The 17,573-nt window shown below is 47.1% G+C and carries 21 protein-coding genes, 3 tRNA genes and 1 pseudogene; 7 read left to right on the forward strand and 18 right to left on the reverse strand.

Annotated features, from left to right (window positions below; all coding sequences use genetic code 11):
- Positions 1 to 185, forward strand: a pseudogene (locus Q9R23_RS15450) (IS3 family transposase); the annotation flags it as partial.
- A 115-nt stretch (positions 186 to 300) separates the two neighbouring features.
- On the opposite strand, the gene Q9R23_RS15455 reads toward Q9R23_RS15450, so the two are convergent.
- From Q9R23_RS15455 to Q9R23_RS15495, 9 genes are all read right to left on the reverse strand, one after another.
- Positions 301 to 768, reverse strand: coding sequence for a hypothetical protein (locus Q9R23_RS15455; protein WP_311247397.1), 468 nt, complete (start codon positions 766 to 768; stop codon positions 301 to 303).
- Positions 735 to 1,244, reverse strand: a complete 510-nt coding sequence (locus tag Q9R23_RS15460; RefSeq protein WP_214852020.1) for a hypothetical protein — start codon at positions 1,242 to 1,244, stop codon at positions 735 to 737. Before Q9R23_RS15460 ends, Q9R23_RS15455 begins: the two co-directional genes overlap by 34 nt.
- Positions 1,245 to 1,257: 13 nt before the next feature.
- On the reverse strand, positions 1,258 to 1,710 hold the full coding sequence (locus Q9R23_RS15465; protein WP_214852019.1) for a hypothetical protein: 453 nt from the start codon (positions 1,708 to 1,710) through the stop codon (positions 1,258 to 1,260).
- 121 nt (positions 1,711 to 1,831) lie between these two features.
- Positions 1,832 to 1,990, reverse strand: coding sequence for a hypothetical protein (locus Q9R23_RS15470; protein WP_034801002.1), 159 nt, complete (start codon positions 1,988 to 1,990; stop codon positions 1,832 to 1,834).
- 127 nt (positions 1,991 to 2,117) lie between these two features.
- Complete coding sequence (locus Q9R23_RS15475; RefSeq protein WP_311247398.1) at positions 2,118 to 5,864, reverse strand: S8 family serine peptidase; 3,747 nt, start codon at positions 5,862 to 5,864, stop codon at positions 2,118 to 2,120.
- Between the two features lie 222 nt (positions 5,865 to 6,086).
- Positions 6,087 to 6,162: transfer RNA gene (locus Q9R23_RS15480), tRNA-Ala, on the reverse strand.
- A 104-nt stretch (positions 6,163 to 6,266) separates the two neighbouring features.
- Positions 6,267 to 7,046: a twin-arginine translocase subunit TatC gene (tatC, locus tag Q9R23_RS15485; RefSeq protein WP_035410816.1), complete on the reverse strand. Its 780-nt coding sequence runs from the start codon at positions 7,044 to 7,046 to the stop codon at positions 6,267 to 6,269.
- A 7-nt stretch (positions 7,047 to 7,053) separates the two neighbouring features.
- A complete protein-coding gene (locus tag Q9R23_RS15490) occupies positions 7,054 to 7,251 on the reverse strand; it encodes a twin-arginine translocase TatA/TatE family subunit (RefSeq protein WP_029342825.1) in 198 nt (65 codons plus the stop codon).
- Positions 7,251 to 7,910 carry a redox-sensing transcriptional repressor Rex gene (locus Q9R23_RS15495; protein ID WP_290756292.1) on the reverse strand — a complete coding sequence of 220 codons (660 nt, stop codon included), beginning with the start codon at positions 7,908 to 7,910 and terminating at the stop codon, positions 7,251 to 7,253. The genes Q9R23_RS15490 and Q9R23_RS15495 overlap by 1 nt, the downstream gene beginning before the upstream one ends.
- 167 nt (positions 7,911 to 8,077) lie before the next feature.
- Between Q9R23_RS15495 and Q9R23_RS15500 the strand changes: the two genes are divergently transcribed.
- Positions 8,078 to 9,979, forward strand: coding sequence for an ATP-binding cassette domain-containing protein (locus tag Q9R23_RS15500; RefSeq protein WP_035410903.1), 1,902 nt, complete (start codon positions 8,078 to 8,080; stop codon positions 9,977 to 9,979).
- Positions 9,979 to 10,401: a hypothetical protein gene (locus tag Q9R23_RS15505; RefSeq protein ID WP_214852012.1), complete on the forward strand. Its 423-nt coding sequence runs from the start codon at positions 9,979 to 9,981 to the stop codon at positions 10,399 to 10,401. The genes Q9R23_RS15500 and Q9R23_RS15505 overlap by 1 nt, the downstream gene beginning before the upstream one ends.
- A gap of 145 nt (positions 10,402 to 10,546) precedes the next feature.
- Here the strand turns inward: Q9R23_RS15505 and Q9R23_RS15510 are convergent, their stop codons facing one another.
- The gene (locus Q9R23_RS15510) at positions 10,547 to 11,140 is read right to left on the reverse strand and encodes a flavin reductase family protein (RefSeq protein ID WP_311247399.1); all 594 of its coding nucleotides are present in this window, start codon (positions 11,138 to 11,140) and stop codon (positions 10,547 to 10,549) included.
- A gap of 19 nt (positions 11,141 to 11,159) precedes the next feature.
- Positions 11,160 to 11,558 carry a DoxX family protein gene (locus tag Q9R23_RS15515; protein WP_035410825.1) on the reverse strand — a complete coding sequence of 133 codons (399 nt, stop codon included), beginning with the start codon at positions 11,556 to 11,558 and terminating at the stop codon, positions 11,160 to 11,162.
- 184 nt (positions 11,559 to 11,742) lie between these two features.
- Here Q9R23_RS15515 and Q9R23_RS15520 point away from each other — a divergent pair, with 184 nt between their 5' ends.
- The 3 genes from Q9R23_RS15520 to Q9R23_RS15530 all read left to right on the forward strand — a co-directional run bounded on the left by Q9R23_RS15520 (position 11,743) and on the right by Q9R23_RS15530 (position 13,354).
- Positions 11,743 to 12,063 (forward strand): winged helix-turn-helix transcriptional regulator, encoded by a 321-nt coding sequence (locus Q9R23_RS15520; protein WP_214852009.1) that lies wholly within the window; start codon positions 11,743 to 11,745, stop codon positions 12,061 to 12,063.
- A gap of 106 nt (positions 12,064 to 12,169) precedes the next feature.
- Positions 12,170 to 12,625 carry a flavodoxin gene (locus tag Q9R23_RS15525; RefSeq protein ID WP_214852008.1) on the forward strand — a complete coding sequence of 152 codons (456 nt, stop codon included), beginning with the start codon at positions 12,170 to 12,172 and terminating at the stop codon, positions 12,623 to 12,625.
- Positions 12,626 to 12,694: 69 nt separating this feature from the next.
- Entirely contained in the window at positions 12,695 to 13,354 is a 660-nt protein-coding gene (locus tag Q9R23_RS15530; protein ID WP_311247400.1) for a haloacid dehalogenase type II, read from the forward strand.
- 46 nt (positions 13,355 to 13,400) lie between these two features.
- Here the strand turns inward: Q9R23_RS15530 and Q9R23_RS15535 are convergent, their stop codons facing one another.
- The 7 genes from Q9R23_RS15535 to Q9R23_RS15565 form a co-directional block, all read right to left on the reverse strand.
- Positions 13,401 to 13,970, reverse strand: coding sequence for a hypothetical protein (locus tag Q9R23_RS15535; RefSeq protein ID WP_290757012.1), 570 nt, complete (start codon positions 13,968 to 13,970; stop codon positions 13,401 to 13,403).
- A 28-nt stretch (positions 13,971 to 13,998) separates the two neighbouring features.
- Positions 13,999 to 15,006, reverse strand: a complete 1,008-nt coding sequence (tsaD, locus tag Q9R23_RS15540; protein WP_311247401.1) for a tRNA (adenosine(37)-N6)-threonylcarbamoyltransferase complex transferase subunit TsaD — start codon at positions 15,004 to 15,006, stop codon at positions 13,999 to 14,001.
- Positions 15,003 to 15,437: a ribosomal protein S18-alanine N-acetyltransferase gene (gene rimI, locus Q9R23_RS15545; protein ID WP_035410841.1), complete on the reverse strand. Its 435-nt coding sequence runs from the start codon at positions 15,435 to 15,437 to the stop codon at positions 15,003 to 15,005. Before rimI ends, tsaD begins: the two co-directional genes overlap by 4 nt.
- A 13-nt stretch (positions 15,438 to 15,450) precedes the next feature.
- Positions 15,451 to 16,104 (reverse strand): tRNA (adenosine(37)-N6)-threonylcarbamoyltransferase complex dimerization subunit type 1 TsaB, encoded by a 654-nt coding sequence (tsaB, locus tag Q9R23_RS15550; protein WP_214852007.1) that lies wholly within the window; start codon positions 16,102 to 16,104, stop codon positions 15,451 to 15,453.
- On the reverse strand, positions 16,101 to 16,550 hold the full coding sequence (gene tsaE, locus Q9R23_RS15555; RefSeq protein WP_311247402.1) for a tRNA (adenosine(37)-N6)-threonylcarbamoyltransferase complex ATPase subunit type 1 TsaE: 450 nt from the start codon (positions 16,548 to 16,550) through the stop codon (positions 16,101 to 16,103). The genes tsaB and tsaE overlap by 4 nt, the downstream gene beginning before the upstream one ends.
- 118 nt (positions 16,551 to 16,668) lie before the next feature.
- Positions 16,669 to 16,745, reverse strand: a tRNA-Met gene (locus Q9R23_RS15560).
- A gap of 34 nt (positions 16,746 to 16,779) precedes the next feature.
- Positions 16,780 to 16,856: transfer RNA gene (locus Q9R23_RS15565), tRNA-Met, on the reverse strand.
- A 129-nt stretch (positions 16,857 to 16,985) separates the two neighbouring features.
- Between Q9R23_RS15565 and Q9R23_RS15570 the strand changes: the two genes are divergently transcribed.
- Positions 16,986 to 17,456, forward strand: coding sequence for an NUDIX hydrolase (locus Q9R23_RS15570; protein ID WP_311247403.1), 471 nt, complete (start codon positions 16,986 to 16,988; stop codon positions 17,454 to 17,456).
- The last annotated feature ends 117 nt before the right edge of the window (positions 17,457 to 17,573 follow it).

The following is a 17,573-nucleotide window of genomic DNA, read 5'->3' on the forward strand; positions in this document are numbered from 1 at the left end:
ATAAATATGAAGCCATTCAATCATCGGTAGAGCAATTTGGTTACCCGATCATCGCCCTGTGTCACCTCGCTGGAGTCTCGCGCGCTGCCTACTACAAGTGGTTACGCCGGATTGGTATACCACAGACTCGTGAGACGGAGAACATGAAAATCATCGAAGAGATGAACGAGATCAACAACGATTAAACGGCTTGGCTCCATTAGAATACAGAGCGCAAGCCGTTTAAAGGATTTTTATTATTTGTCCTGTCTACTTGACAGGGAGCAGTTCACTTTCGCTGATTGATGCGGATTTTTTGCTTTACCGTTTCCACCACGCACGTTCGATTTCCCCCATCGAGACGTAGGCTGGATCGATTTGTTTGGCTAACCGATTCAGTCGAGTGATACCAAGATTAAACCCACCAATCCAAAAGAGGAAGACGACGAATAAATAACCAGGAGCACTTGGAATCGACAGCATGACGACGGCAATCAGCCATGCCACGACATACCCGATGATTGTCAGACGAGCGACCTTTTGAACGGTTTGTTGATACATAGTTGGTGTTAAATATGACTTCATGAGCCGTAGACGGACAATTTCTCGAGAGACTGCTGTCGCGCAAAGACAAAAGAGCATGATCTGAAGAAAGACGGATGTAATTGTCGGCATAAACCAAGCAGGTACCGCAAAAATCAATCCAGGGACCAAAAAGAAATAGGCGACGGAACGCACAGGACGTACCAATAGGTTCAGACGTGCTTGTCGCTCGAATAGGTGTTCCATTGTGATGTTCCTTTCTGTCTGACGAAGCGGGCAACTTCAACGTCACTGATATAATCTGGATCACGCTTTCCATCACGTCGGATGATCCATTCACTGATGAAATAGAGTGGTGTTAAAATCGCAAATATCGCAACAAACATCTGCCAAAATGGTCTATCGATCGTCTGAATGATGACGATCGTCAATACGGCATACAGCAGGACGTGACTGCCGGTACGAAGTAAAAATTGCCGACGAACCTGTGCGTTTGAGAGATAGCCGTCTAAAATTTTTCGTTTTTTTAGTTGGTAGCGAAAATCGGATCCGAGAAAAACGGCTGGAATCGTCAAAATCAAAATCGGGAGATCCGTCCACTCAATCAAAACACCGACTGTTATGAATAGAAACACGTTCCAATACCAGCGTGTGCCGAGCCATTCGACATCCCGATACGCGAGGGCAAGTTTTTGTAGGCGTTCTTCACGAGCCGTTTGCATAATACCTTCTCCTTTAGCGAGCTTGATGAATTTCTTTTTCCGTCACATATGTTGGATCGATCTTTCGTGAGACGAACTCTAACGTTTTTCGGCAGATCCAGTAGAACGGAATGACGACGATGACGAGACCGATCAAGAAAGATGTATTCGGGCGATCGACTGCCCAAACGATCAGACCAGCGAGTGCTCCGTATTGTAAGATCCCGATCAACACATGCACGTGATAAAGCCGTCTTGCAGAAGTCTCTGATGTATATTCCGCAACAAGCGCGAACCGCTTGCGTTGTACGAACATGTCGTAGCCAAAATACAATAACGGGACGATCATCGCGTAGATTGGTTTCTCGAGTGTGTTACTGAGCGCTAAGAATGCCGCAAGCATGACCCACATGCCGGTCTGTGTCTTTTGGTGCATCTCTTCGTATAACGTCGCTAATGCTTTCGTTTGTGTATGTACGTGTTCCATGATCTCCCACCTCTCTATACTGTCATATACTTACATTTTACTGCATCGGTTTCATATCTAGTACGATTTTTCGAAAAAAAAGATGTCTTGTCGCTTCGGACAAGACATCTTTCATTAGAGACTATGCACTGACCTGGATGATCAGATAGATGACACTATAGGCAACGATCGCGAGCGGTATCAACGCGACACCGATCAGCCAGCCATTTTTGTCACGGATACCGAGATATAAGACGAGACACCCTACGATGAAGGCGATTAATGTCGTAAACGGATTCATGGTTGTTCCCCCTCTAATTGTTTCTGCTCTTAAATTTCCCGCTCCACTCGTCTCATAAACCCTTCATGGCGCTTCGATACACAACGAAAAGCCAGACGGATTTCCGCCTGGCTTGTTCAATGTTACCTTATTTTTTCGTGATGACGACTGTTTTCGTAACGACGTGTCCACCCAGATCCTTCAGTTTCAAGTTGTACGTGTTTTTTCCTTTTTTGAGCGTCACTTTTTTCGTGATCGTCTTTTTGAAGGCTTTCATGACGTACGGTTCTTTGAACGTCCGGCGGTATTCCGCGCTACCATTGAAGTCGAAGCGTAATTCGCTGTAGTTATCGCGAAGTACGATCTTCATCTCAGCTGTTTTTGTTTTACTTGAGACGGTTTTTGGTGCTGTGACACGAATCGTTGGTAATTCTGTGTCGATGATGACTTGACGGTTGAACGCCACACGATTCCCTTTTCCATCGTATGCTTCGACCTTGAATGACTTGACGCCATCCGTCGTGTACGTCACGTCATGGCTGAACGCATAGTTTTGTTGGGCTGCATCGAAACGCAGTTTAACAGTTTTTCCGTTGATCTTGAACGATTTGATACCTGACTCATCAGAGACATGACCCGCGATGTTGATGACTTTTGATGTTGCAAGACCAAGAGCGACCGGTGTATCGATTTGAACATTTGGTACGGCTTTATCAACGCCTGTCGTGTTGACGTCTTTTTTCACACTGTTTCCAGCATAGTCTTTGACGACGAAGGCAATCTTCGCGCGCTCCGGCAGATCCGTCAACGTGTACGCTTTTTCTGTTGCGGCAAGTGGTTGCTTTAAGACACTCTTTCCATTGACGAGGATATCGTATGACGCAACTCCTGTTCCTTGGTCGCCTGCTGTCCATGAAAGCGTTGATTTCGCAGCATTCCATTTCACAGTCGCTGCTGGCTTTTTCGTATCGACATAGACTGGGAAGAGATTCGTCTGCCATTTTGCGTTCGGATAATCGATCACCGATTTGACTTTGTAGTAGTAAAGACCATCTTTGACCGGTTTCCCGTTGATCGTTCCGTCCCAAGCAGCGCTTGTGACTGGTGTGTAGCCCTTCTCTGAACCGCTATCATAGTAGTTCTTGACGACGTCCGTTTGCATATCAAGCTTCTGAAGTGTTGTTTTATTCCGGTCAAGAATCGAATACTCGACTTTTTTCGCATTTCGAAGGAATGAGATGATCGGGAAAGCTTCATCTGCGCTACCGTCGTTGTTCGGTGAGAACGAGACTTTGTTCGCGACAACTTTTCCAGCGGCATTCGTACCAAGGAATTCGAAATTGTCCTTCACTTCAGTCGCTAGACCTGTCAATCCGTAGAACGTGTTGTTTTTATCGTACAATGGTGCATCTAAAATCGGAGCTTGATCCCATTTTCCTTTGAATCCAACATAAGGAACTGTCAGTTCTGGATTTTTGCTCTTCGTATCGATCAGACGGACGAATCCTTCGACGAAGTAGCCGTTTTTAAAGACTTGTTCAAGCGGAAGCTCGTTCGCCCAGTCAGTCGTGTTCTTCAAATCGACTGACACGCTGACTTTCGTTGAGCTCTTCGGATTAATCGAGACTGAACTCGCTTTCTTCGAGCCGACTGCAAATGAGATCGGGTATGTGCCTATGTTGGCATCTACCGTACCAATCGTTCCTTTTTTGAAGATTCCATTTGCTTCAAGGAAGTTCGATCCTTGTGCACCGAGATCTGATTGAACCGTTCCCGCTAGCTTATACGTCACTTTTTCATTGCTGTAGTTTTTTAAATCAAGCGTGAATGTGAACTTCTCGCCGACTTCCTTCAAGGATGCCTTGCCTTCACCTGACTTTGTCTCTGTGATGACGACTGGTGTCTTCATCGCAGCACGAAGATCCATCAGTCCAGCTCCCTCACGACGTGGGGAGTAGAAATTGCCTGTTTTCAGTTCTGCGTTGTATTTTCCTTGATCGAGTTGCGGACGCGATGTATTCATCAAGATGTTTTTGGCGAGTTTAACGCGTGTTGCACCAGTGACTTTGAAGTCCTTCGCAATCCGTTGCATGACGAGTGCTGTTCCACCAGCGACGTGTGGTGCTGCCATCGATGTACCGCTCATGACGCCATACTCGTTATCATTAAGCGTCGAATAGATTTTCCCACCTGGTGCCGTGATTTCTGGCTTGAAGTCAAGGCTTGGCGTGACACCCCATGACGTGAAGTCAGACATTTGTCCTGCGACCGGGTTATCGGTTGAGACCGCTTTTCCGTCAAATGTCACTGCGATTGCCTTGCCTTCTTTTGCTTTTGCTTCGAGATCATTCCCGTCCGCGATGCTAAGCGTGACGAGTGGAATCGTCGGATTGTTGAGCGCCATGCTGACGTAATCCCCGTGATCGACTCGACCGCGGACGATGACACCTGCTGCCCCTTGCTTCTCAGCTTCTGCTTGGATCATACCGTAGTTGAAACCACCGTTACGCACGACGAAGACGACTTTCCCTTTGACGTCTTTACCTTCATAGTTCGAAGCTTGACCGTCACCGACATACACGACATCCTTCTTCTCTTTATCGAAGACGGCAATCGGATTCGGCGAATCTTGTTTTTGGTATGCCAAATAACCGGCATCCTGACCGTCGATCGTCAGCGCCATGCCTTCAAGCGTCAATTTCGTATTTTCGAGTGACGCGACTTGAAGCGCCTGGCTCGTCAATCCTGGTGCACCAACGACACCGATATCCGGGTTTGCTGTATATGGATTACCCGCACCATGACCTGCAAACGCCGAGTTACCAGCAGAGATCGCACACAAGATACCGTTGTTCATCGCGTTGACGATTGCGCGTTGTTCTGGAGCATCTGAATTGACGAACGATGCCGTCGAACCGAGACTCATGTTGATGACATCGGCTCCGAGTGCAATCGCATCATCGATCGCTTTAATGTAGATATCGCTGAATGTCGATGGCATTCCTGGATCGTTTCCGAAGACTTTCATCGCGAGGAGCTGTGTTTCCGGCGCGACCCCTTTGATACCACCGTTTGCTTCATCGCCGTTTGCTCCGACCGTACCTGCGACGTGCATCCCGTGCATCGATGCCCCCGCACCTAAGTCACGGATTTCGCTGTCGTGATCGGCATAGTTATAGCCGTACGGTACTTTTTCCGTGAAATACTTTCCTTTTAAACCTTTTGTTTCTTTCGCACTCTCGACCTTCGAAGAGGTTAAATCCACCTTTGTCTCTGGACTCAAGACCATGTCTTTGTGCGATGGATCAATCCCCGTATCGATGACCGCGACGACGGTTCCTTCCCCTTTAAAGCCATAGTCCTGCCATGTTTCCTTCGCATTGACCATGTCCTTGCTATACAGCATGTCTGGCTTGGCACCTTTATCGACGGTTGGGCGCGCATATTCGTGCGCGATATGTACACTTTTGACTCCTTCGAGTTGTTTGATATCTTCGATGTCACCGAACTTCACTTCACCACTGAATCCATTGATGACGGTTGTGAAGCTTTCTTTATATGTAACAGGAATCGCCTTTTTAGCGATAGCTGACTTGACTGATTTTTGGACGCTGACGAGTCGATCCTTGATCGATTCCTTTTCGGCATTGCTCAATGTGCTATACCGCTTGTTTTGAGATTGGGCGATTTGAATCGCCGGTTTTTGTTCCATCTCGATGACGACTCGGACTTTATCCGATTGTTTGTAGTTCTTTTCTTGTCCCGATTTCTTCAGTGAGAGCGCCTGCGGTTTTTGACCCGTCGCTTTGTCTTGCGAGGACAGTGCACCTTGCGCACTGACTAGATTGGAAGACGTCATTAAGACGGCTGCCATAAGTGCAATCTTCTTCTTCATGCGTTCGTTTCCCCTTTTCTGTAAAACCATAGTAGTAATACTAATAAAACAGTTTAACGAAAATTCTGTATTTTTAGTTTAATGAAGTTAATGGAAATAAACAATTTATATTTGTCTATTTTTTTAATTTTTTTCTTTTTGGTGACATTTTATATTTGGAAGGAATTTAACTGGGAACATAAAAAAACTCCTCGAGCACTCGAGGAGTTGAACGTATGAACTTGGTGGAGACTATCGGGATCGAACCGACGACCTTTTGGCTGCCAGCCAAACGCTCTCCCAGCTGAGCTAAGCCCCCATGAATTATCTTTAGTATACGCATCGCTAACTGCTTTATCAATATAAACATAACGCTTTCATAAAAAAGAATTCCTCCCGAAATGGCTGGAAGGAATTCACGATTCATTTATTCAATTCACGCATCAAATCCGCCTGTCGTTCAAGCTCTGCCTGTTGCTCGAGGATCAAGACCTTTTTATACGTCCGCGCGGAAATCAAGATACTGATTTCATAGAGAACGAACAACGGCACTGAGATCATCAAGTGTGACGTCACGTCCGGCGGTGCGATCAATGCCGCAACGACGAACAGCGCGAAATACGCATATTTTCGATTCTTTCGCATGAAATATGGCGTCACAAGACCAAGACGTGTCAGGAACATCGTCACGACCGGCAATTGGAAGAGAAGACCAAACGGCATCGTCAACCGGATCAAGAAACTGAAGTAGTTTTCGACCCCGATGACTTGCTCGATCCCCAATTCTTTCCCGAGATCCGTTGAGACTTCGAGCAAGAAGGGAAGCAACCAGAAATACGAGAAGGCTACACCAGCCAAAAATAGAAAGAAGATGACTGGAATATACGTCAGTGTTGCTTTTTGTTCCTTTTCATAAAGCCCTGGTCGGACGAATGCCCACAGTTGATACATCCAGAACGGTGACGCTAAAATCAGCGCGATGATGAACGCAAGATTCAAATACAACATTAAAGGATCGGCGACGTTGAAGGCATTTAATCCGATACCGAGCTCTTTTAAGTCCGCTTGCAGAAAACGGACGAGCGGTCGAACGAGCGGAAATGCGACAGCGAACAGGACGACGACGATGAGGAGCGACCAGACAATCCGCTTACGCAGTTCGTCTAGGTGCGACGTCATGCTTTGTTCTTGATCAACCGTCATGATTCAATCACTTCTCTTTCGGTTCGTCCTTTTTATCGTCGTCCATGATGCCGTTCGTGGCATTCTTGAACTCTTTCAATGTTTGACCGGCAGCACGACCGAATTCCGGCAACTTCTTCGGTCCGAAGATGATCAACGCGACGACAGCAATTAATCCGATACTCGCAGGTCCGATACCTAACGTGAGCGGGATAAGGTTTTCCATTATGATTTCACTCCTTCAGCTGATTGCGAATAATGCTTCATGAAATAAACTAACGACTGCAACTCGATCGATAAATCGATGTGATGAACCCGAACGCTCGCTGGCACGTTCAACCGTGCAGGCGTAAAGTTCAGAATGCCTGTCACACCATACTCGACTAACTCATCCGCTACTGACTGTGCGAACTGGGATGGAACCGTCAAGATGGCGACATCGACCTGATTCGCTTCGATTTGTTCTTTCATGTCCGAAACATGATAGATTGGAACGTCATGCGTCGTTGTTCCGACCTTCTCTTCGTCCGCATCAAACGCAACGACTATCCGAGTACTATTATTCTTTAAAAAGTTATAATTTGCAAACGCTGTTCCGAGATGACCGACCCCGATTAAGGCAACATTCGTCACCTCATCTTGATTCAAGGTTTTCCGGAAAAACGTTAAGAGATGTTGAACGTTATATCCATACCCCTTCTTCCCTAGTGCCCCAAAGTAGGAAAAATCGCGACGAATCGTTGCTGAATCAACCTTCACCGCCTCGCTTAACTCAGCAGAAGAGACGCGGAGCTTGCCTGAATTGTATAAACTTTGGATGAAGCGATAATATAGCGGCAACCGTTTTGCTGTCGCTTGTGGAATTTTTGTGTCTGATCCATTCATCCTGCAGTTCCCCCTTCGGCCACATCCATCGTGGCACCCAAATCTTTGCAAAAAGCTTTCTACTCTCCTTGATTGTAAACCACTTCACATAGAGTCACAAATAATATATTCCGCAGGACCTCGCGCTTTTGTTCGTGATAGACTAAAGGGTGGAAGGATGGATGGAAATGATACTCTTACAAGTCAACCAACTCTCGAAATCATTCGGCGTCGAGCCGATTTTAGAAAATATCAAATTGGAAGTACAAGAGCGCGACCGAATTGCGCTCGTCGGTCGAAATGGTGCCGGTAAATCAACCTTGCTCAAAATCATCGCTGGTGAACTCAGTCATGACTCGGGCGATATCATGAAAGGTAAAGATGTCAAAATCGGCTATCTCGCGCAAGACAGTGGTCTCGAATCGAATGAGACGATCTGGAACGAGATGCTGACCGTCTTTGAACATCTGCAAGAACAAGAACGGACACTGCGCCGGATGGAAATCGAGATGGGCATGGAGCACATCTTGAACGACCCGGTCGCTTACGATCGACTTCTGAAGACGTACGATCAAGCACAACATGACTTCTCAGAAGCAGGTGGTTATCAGTTCGAAGCGAATATTCGCTCCGTCCTGCACGGCATGCGCTTTTATCCAGACGATTACTCACGCCGGATCCAGACATTGTCCGGAGGTCAACGGACACGGCTCGCCTTAGCGAAGATGCTCCTGCAAGCACCAGAGCTTCTCATTCTCGATGAACCGACGAACCATCTGGATATCGATACGCTCGCTTGGCTTGAAAGTTACCTCGGTGGTTATCGTGGTGCCGTTCTGATCGTCTCGCACGATCGGTACTTCCTCGATCAAGTCGTCAATGTCGTCTATGAGCTCTCTCGTAATGTCTGTCGTAAGTTCACTGGGAACTATACGAAGTACCTCGAGCAAAAAGCGGCATTGTACGATCAAGAAATGAAACAGTTCGAACAGCAGCAAGAAGAAATCGCGAAGATGCAGGATTTCATTCAACGAAACATCGCTCGGGCGACAACGACAAAGCGTGCTCAAAGCGTTCGAAAACGGCTCGAGAAGGTCGACCGGCTCGACCGACCAGATGGAGATGAACGCAGTACGGTCCTCTCCTTCCCAATCGAAAAACAGAGCGGGAATGACGTTCTTCAAGTCAATCAATTGGCAATCGGTTACGAAGAAGCTGTCTCAAAAGACATCACGTTCCGCTTGCAACGCGGCGAATCACTGGCACTCGTCGGACCGAACGGAATCGGGAAGTCGACGCTCTTAAAAGTCCTCGTCGGTCGTTTACGTCCTCTCTTCGGTGATTTCCGTTTTGGCACCGGCGTCTCGATCGGGTATTACGATCAAGAGCAAGCAGAACTCAATGACCGGAATCGTGTCATCGATGAGATTTGGAACGAATGGCCACTGATGCGCGAACAAGAAGTCCGTTCTGTGCTCGGACAATTCCTGTTCAGCGGCGACGATGTCTTCAAGATTGTCCATGAATTGTCCGGTGGCGAACGCGGACGTCTCGCGCTCGCAAAACTGAAACTCCGGAAGACTAACGTCCTCATCCTTGACGAGCCAACGAACCACTTGGATCTGGATTCGAAGATGGTACTTGAGAACGCTCTCGTCGACTATGAAGGTACGCTACTCTTCGTTTCCCATGACCGGTACTTCATCGATCGGATCGCGACACGCGTCATCGAGATGAGTGAAGCTGGTGTGACAGAATACCTCGGCGATTATTCGTACTACACAGAGAAGAAGGCTGAACAAGAAGAAATCGCTCGCCTTGAAGCCGAAGAGGCAAAAGCGGCAAAAGTCACGGCATCGAAGACGATCGACAAAGAAGCACAGAAAGAAGAAAAAAAACGCCGTCAGCAAATCGAACAACTCGAACAAGATATTGAACGGCTCGAACAGCGTTCAGCGGAAATCGAACAGTTGCTTTGCGAACCGGAAGTTTTTAATGATATTCCAAAAGCGACAGCGTTATCTGCGGAACGAGACCAGATCGATGTCGATCTACTTGAATTGATGGAACGATGGGAGAACCAACACTGATGCGAACGAAAAGCTTTTTCATCAACCTGATTCAAGGACTGTTATCCGGTATTCTTTATTTCGTTCCGATGTATGCGGACTACGTGTCCGCCTTCATCCGCCCGGATGCCTTTAATGCTGCTCTTCCTTTGTTCCTTCTGATTTCTTGCATGATCGGACTTGTCATCCAGACATGGAGCGGTCTTCTCGTCAGTCTACTCTCTGGACTATGTTGTACGCTTCTAACGACACAACTGTTCGTCGAACTCAATGATCCATTGATCATATCCTATTATGGTAGCGTCACTCCCTTGACTGCCTTTTTGATCAGTTGTGTCGGGGTTTGGGCGCTGGCAATCATTTTTTATTTGCTCGATGGTTATCAGTATAGTAAACGTCACGGACTCGAAGGTTCTTCAAACGAAATCGATCCACAACCTTGAAGTCCGATCGATGAACTAGATACGCGATATGAAAAAAGGAGTGGAGATTCCGGTAGCTAGACCGGTCTCACCACTCCTTTTTATTTAAATCGAAACGTTCGTCGTCAACATGGATCGTACACTGAATCAAGCATTCACACTTCTATCATTTTGTCGGTCGAGCAATCGTAAACGTTTTCCCGATCGTCGCATAATCATTTCCTGCTAAGCGAGCGACAGCCTTCAATCCTGCCGCATCGATCCGGAACGACTCGACGAGTTCATCCGCGACGTGATAGCGCAGTACTTCCCCGATCAAAAGATCGGCACCTTCTAGCTCGACATGTTGTGTTAAGCACATCTCGAACCGGATTTTCGCTTCCGCGATTCCGGGCACGTCGATTGCATCGCTATCGACGAGCGTTAAATCCGTCCGTTCGAGTTCACTTTCACCGTAAGCGAGTGGCGCAGCCGTCTCATTGACAGCGTCGACGATTTCTTCGCTGACGATATGGATGACATAGCTTTGTCTTGCTAGGATATTACGTGCCGTATCCTTTTGTCCCTGATCCGTCCGTTGTACGGCAATCACCAGTTGTGGCGGACTACTTGATGCGACCGTAAAGAAGGAAAAGGGGGCTGCGTTGACCGTCCCGTCTTCCCCTAGCGTCGTCACGAAGGCAATCGGACGCGGAATGATGCTTCCGATCAGTAATTTATAATTGTCTTTTGCGCTAAGCGTTGATGCCTCGAACTTCATGAATGACCCACCTTTTTCCTCACCCGATGAGTGCAGCGAGTGAATAGTCTCCAGCACCGATCATCGCCACTCCAAGGGCGATAACGATCAATGCCATGTTGTATTCGTACCCGTTCTGCGTCACCCAGTAACCATTCGCACCGTGTACTTTAACGATCGCGACAAGCATCGAACCGATGATGAGGATTGCAGCGATCCAGAGGAATACCCCGCCTGCAAACAATAATCCACCGATTAATTCAGCAAGACCCGCTGTAATCGCGAGTGCCTTCCCTGGCTTCATGCCGATTGATTCGAACCAACCGCCTGTTCCAGCGATGCCGTGTCCACCAAACCAACCAAATAATTTTTGTGTCCCGTGTGCAGCAAATGTTAAACCGATGATTAAACGAATGATTAAAAGTCCTGTATCCATCATTTCTCTCTTCTCCTTTTACCTAATGTTTATCAAGTTACTTTAAGTAACTTGATAAACAGACTATATCTTATCACTTACTAAAAGTAAATAGATTTGTTTTAGTTCTTTTTGTTACATTAAGTAAAATGATTCGATTTTTTTAGCAGAAGCGGGTATACTACAACTATAGAAAGGATGAGTGCTGATGGAAGAAGTCGCAATCCAAACGGCTCTTTGTCCCAAAGTCGAACATGCCTTTGAAATCTTAGGTAAGAAATGGACAGGTCTGATTTTACGTCACTTGTTGACGAAGACATGTCGTTTCAATGAGATTCAAGATGCCATCCCCGAATTATCAGGTCGCATGCTCACGGAACGTATGAAGGAGCTTGAAGCGGAAGGCATCGTCATCCGGACTGTCATTCCCGATCGTCCGATTAAGATTCAATACAGTTTGACCGACAAAGGGCGTCAACTCGAACCGGTCATTCGTTCCATTGAGGAATGGGCCGAACTACAAGACTAATGTATGAAAAAGCATCTTCTTCGGAAGGTGTTTTTTCATATGATCTTTTGACATTGATAATCATTATCAATTAAAGTAAGGAAGTACAGCGAAAGGAGGAACATGCATGCAGATTGCAATTGGATTCGTCAGCATGTCCGGTAATACGGAAGATATCGTCTCGATCATTCAACGTGAGCTCGAGCAACACGATGTCAACGTGACGATCACAGAACTGGATCAATTCGTCGGGGAGGATCTATCACGTTTTGATGGTCTACTACTCGGCTCATATACATGGGGAGACGGTGATTTACCGTATGAAGCAGAAGATTTCGTCGAGGAGCTACGGGAACAATTTTTAGACGGGATGCCGGCTGCTGCTTTTGGCTCGGGTGATCTTGATTATCCGAAGTACTGCGCAGCCGTTGATTTGATTGAAGACGCATTAAAAGAAGCTGGGGCGACCATCGTCACGAATGGCTTGAAGATTGAGTTTGATCCGAACACACCGGAGAAACAAGCCGCTTGTCGCGCGTTCGCACAGACGTTTCATCGCTTTTTGCAGCAGGTGCATTCATAAGTATCGTTTGAATCCGTCATGTAAGGGAATTCTTAAAACAGACTCTATGAAAGTGAGATGAATGTTTTTATGACGATTCAAGCACTCGTCTTTGACGTCTACGGTACATTATTCGATGTCCATTCCGTCAAAGAACAAGCAGAGGAGCTGTATCCGGAACACGGAGAAGCGATCAGTAAACGCTGGCGAGAGAAACAACTGGAGTACTCTTTCCTCCGACAATTAAACGGACAATATGTGCCGTTCAGCCAAGTGACACAAGATGCCCTCCGCTATACGTTACTCGAACTGAAGCTCCATGTGACCGAGGAACAAATCACGACTTTAATGGAGACGTACCTGACACTTGATGTGTACCCAGAAGTTAGCTCTGTTCTCGAGACGATGGCGCATAAACGTTTGGTCGTCTTCTCGAATGGTTCCCATGATATGCTCGATCCGTTGATCGAACAGTCAGGTTTAGCCGATCGGTTCGAACATCTTGTCAGTGTTGATGACATCAAACACTATAAACCAGCACCTGCTTCTTATATGCATGCGTTGAACACACTCGGTTTAAAACGCGAGGAGATCCTCTTCATGTCCTCAAACGGTTGGGACATCACCGGGGCAAAGAGTTTCGGCTTCAAAACGGCATGGATCAATCGAAACGGACTTCCGGTCGAAGAATTAAATCTTGATCCGGATCGCATCTATGATGACTTGACCGGTATCACTGAATGGCAATGAACGAACAACAGCGGACTCCTTTTTAGGAATCCGCTGTTTTAATGGATTAGTAATTGGAAAGACGTGAGTAGCCCTTCTTGAATAGATCGAGTTTCAGCCCGCCCTCTTTTTCGATGAAGAAGAGGTATTCGTTTTGATCCGTATCTTTATAAAAGACCTTAAATAACGTCACAGTCCGTTTTTTATTGTTTTCAACAGCTGTCACCTCGTGCTTCGAGATCACTTCTGCTTGGACTTGTTCCGCATCCATCTTTTGAATCATCGGTTCGAATGACTTCTTCTCTTGATCCGTCACCGGTGTTCCGGGAGCAATCATGAAATAATCATCACTCGCCTTGTTCGTTAAACCGTACTTCCGATCGACGATGACGACGTTACTGAGCTTCCCATTGATTGTCTGATCAAAAGCGTACAACTTTTGAATCCGGGTTTTTTCCCCTTCTGCTCGTCCGATTTCGTAAAGTGGACGTTGTTTCGTGTTCGTCTCGACCGCTTTCTTATCAGGTACGAGTTCTTCCTTATAGGCGACTTGGTATGCGTTGACGATTTCTCGGACCTGAAGTCCGATCGCGACGATGACCAGTACCGCTAACAATGCGATGATGACTTTTTTCATTCCATTTCCCCCAAGTTGTTCGGATTCCTTACTTTAAATCTAGCCCAGGTTCTGCATTCATGGCAAGTGTCGAATAGCGTAACGCGCGATATGGATGAATCGCAGCCGCTCCGATCATCGCCGCATTGTCTCCACACAAGTGCATCGGCGGAATGACGAGATCGATTCCTTCCTTCGCACACGCTGCTTCGAGACCGTTACGTAATCCTTTGTTGGCGGCGACGCCACCAGCAAGCAGCAGTTGACGTCCCCCTTTATCCTTCACGGCACGGACCGCCTTCGTCACGAGTACTTCGACAACGCTCGCTTGGAAACTCGCAGCTAAATCTTCCGGGATGATCACTTCTCCCCGTTGCTCAGCGTTATGCACGGCATTGATGACCGCTGACTTTAAACCGCTGAAGCTAAAGTCATACGAGTCCTTCTCGAGCCAGACGCGTGGAAAATGGAACGTATCCTGCCCGGTTTGTGCCAACTGGTCGATTCGTGGACCACCTGGATACGGTAACTTCAATGTTCGAGCGACTTTATCATATGCTTCTCCCGCGGCATCATCACGTGTTTCACCGATGACTTCATATACACCGTCTTCTGGCATGTAAATCAGTTCCGTATGCCCACCTGATGCAATCAAACAGACGAGCGGGAACTCAAGCTCTTGCACGAGACGATTCGCGTAGATATGACCTGCGATATGATGAACACCGATCAAAGGCTTATTATGCGCAAAAGCAAGTGTCTTTGCCGCACTGACACCAACGAGTAATGCCCCGACCAGTCCGGGACCTTCCGTGACAGCGATCGCATCGATATCGTCGATCGTGACGTTTGCTTCCGTCAATGCATCATCGATGACGTATGTGATCCGTTCGACATGATGTCGTGATGCCACTTCAGGCACGACTCCACCGAATCGTTTATGACTTTCAATTTGAGACGAGACGACATTCGATAAGACGTTGGTTCCTCCACGAACGACGGCAGCCGCCGTTTCGTCGCAGCTCGATTCGATTGCTAGAATCAATGGTTGTGTCATAAGTCTTCTCCCTCCAGCTCCAGCCAATAGATGGCAGCATCTTCATTGTTGTCCTGATAATATCGTTTTCGGATACCAACATAGTGAAATCCGAGTTTTTCATATAAGGTTCGTGCCGGTGTGTTCGAGACACGTACTTCAAGTGTCATCGCTCGTAAATCGAGTGCACGACCGACCGCGATCAACGCCGTTAGCAAGTCTTCCCCAAGTCCTTGTCCGCGGTGCGACTGCTTGACGGCAATATTTGTAATATGTCCTTCATCCGCAATATGCCACAGACCAGCAAACCCGACGATACCATCTTGATCGGCAACGACATAATAGGCATTCGGATTTTGTGTCATTTCTGCTTCGAAGGCATCCAGTGTCCACGGTGTCGCAAACGATTCGAGTTCGACGGCGTGAACACCTGCAGCATCGTTTACGGTCATGCGACGAATCCCCTTACTCATGACGCTGTGCCTCGATCCATTTCGCTTCTGCTTCAGCCAGACGCAGGTAACGTGGCTCAAACGCATGCGCTTCGACTGAATCGCGTGTTGCACCGAGTAAGGCGAGCACTCCGGCACGCGGCGTCCGAAACGCAGGAGCCGCCTTTTCAAATGGTTGAAGAAGTTCTTCAAATGTATCGACGTCTCCTGTGACGAGCGTATCTGGCGCTAACGTCTTCACAAAAGAGGCGATTTCGACATGTTGTTCTTCACCGATTCGTTGCCCAGCGTCGTATACTCCGACAAAACCTGATCCACGTCGTGCATCTTGAATCGCTGCAACACGTCCCGTATGACCTGTCGAAGCTGCCATCAGTTCAAGTGTCGAGACCGCAACCAGTTCGATACCGAGTGTATAGGCAAGCGTCTTCGCTGTTGTCGCACCAATCCGTAATCCCGTATAAGAACCAGGACCGTCAGCAACGACGACGCGTGTCAGTTGGGATGGTGCCCACTTCGCTTCCGCCATCAAGCGCTCAAGTAACGGCATGAGTTTTGTCGCATGATTCAAAGACGTGACGTAAGAAGCTTCTGCTACGATCTGTTTTCCGTTTGAAAGAGCGACCGATAATTGTTTCGTCGATGTATCAATAGCTACGATTTTCATGATCTCAATCCCTCACATAATGTAATGTATCGTTCTCCGATCGGTGTCAGCTCAAAACGGCGGCTATCGTCACCTGTTCGTGTGATCGTGATTGCCAACCGTTCCGGTGGAAGGCTGTCCACAATCAATTCAGACCACTCGACGACGGCGACGCCTTCACCATTCAAATACTCTTCAAGTCCGATATCATCACCGGAACCTTCCAGGCGATAGACATCCATATGATAGAGAGGGAGACGTCCCGTATAGACTTTCATGATCGTAAAGGTAGGGCTGTTGACATGACGCGTCACACCTAATCCTTTCGCAAAGCTTTGCGTAAAAGTCGTTTTCCCAGCACCTAAATCTCCGTCAAGCGTAATGACCATCCCTGCTTCAGCACGTCGTCCGAGTTCAAGAGCCAAGGCAGTCGTTTCTTCCAAGCTGTTCATTTCCAGTTCTATCATACGATGTCTCCTCCTTAATACGTACTGTTCGTCCTTCTCTATTGTACCGGACGAAAAAGGCAAAAAAAAATACGAAACGCTGAACGTTTCGTAGTAAAGTTGAAGTTAAGTTTAAAATTGGTTGCGGGGGCCGGATTTGAACCGACGACCTTTGGGTTATGAGCCCAACGAGCTACCAGACTGCTCCACCCCGCGACGATAAACGTTTCGGATTTGATTATTTAAAAATTGGTTGCGGGGGCCGGATTTGAACCGACGACCTTTGGGTTATGAGCCCAACGAGCTACCAGACTGCTCCACCCCGCGATGATATAACGTTTCGACAGATATTAATATAACATGTGTCTTTTAAATTGGCAAGTCTTTTTGCCTCATTTCTTTTTACTAACTGTCATAATGAATATTCTTCTATACTGATACGAAAGGAGTGAACAGATGGGATACTTATTAGATTTACGAAAAATCGTAGGAAATCGACCGTTGATCAGTGTAGGCGCGACCATACTCGTCATGAATTCACAATTTGAACTGCTATTTCAATATCGTTCGGATACGCACAGTTGGGGGCTCCCCGGTGGTTCAATGGAACCGGGTGAGACACTTGAAGAAGTCGCGATGCGTGAGTTGCAGGAAGAAACCGGACTTCAAGCACAAAGCGTTCAACTGCTAGACGTCTTTTCTGGTCCTGATTACTTCTTCCGTTATCCAAATGGTGACCAAACCTACAGTGTGATTCATCTCTTTCAAGCAAAAGACGTATCCGATACATTACAAATGACAGATGGAGAGAGTCTCGACTTACAATATTTCTCCTTAAATCAATTACCAGCACCTCTTGAAGCGCGTGCTGCAGCACTATTACGTCAAATCAAGTCTCGCCTTCTTGACACAACACCTTCTTTTTAATCTAGATGCTTGTCTTAAAACTGACTTGATGACGGATTGACGTTCACTTGTCAGTTTTTCTATTTCTTTCGGGACTACACACAAAAAACCGACCTGCAATCTGCAGATCGGTCAAGT

This window comes from Exiguobacterium sp. BRG2, assembly GCF_031844245.1.
In the GTDB taxonomy this organism is placed as follows: domain Bacteria; phylum Bacillota; class Bacilli; order Exiguobacteriales; family Exiguobacteriaceae; genus Exiguobacterium_A.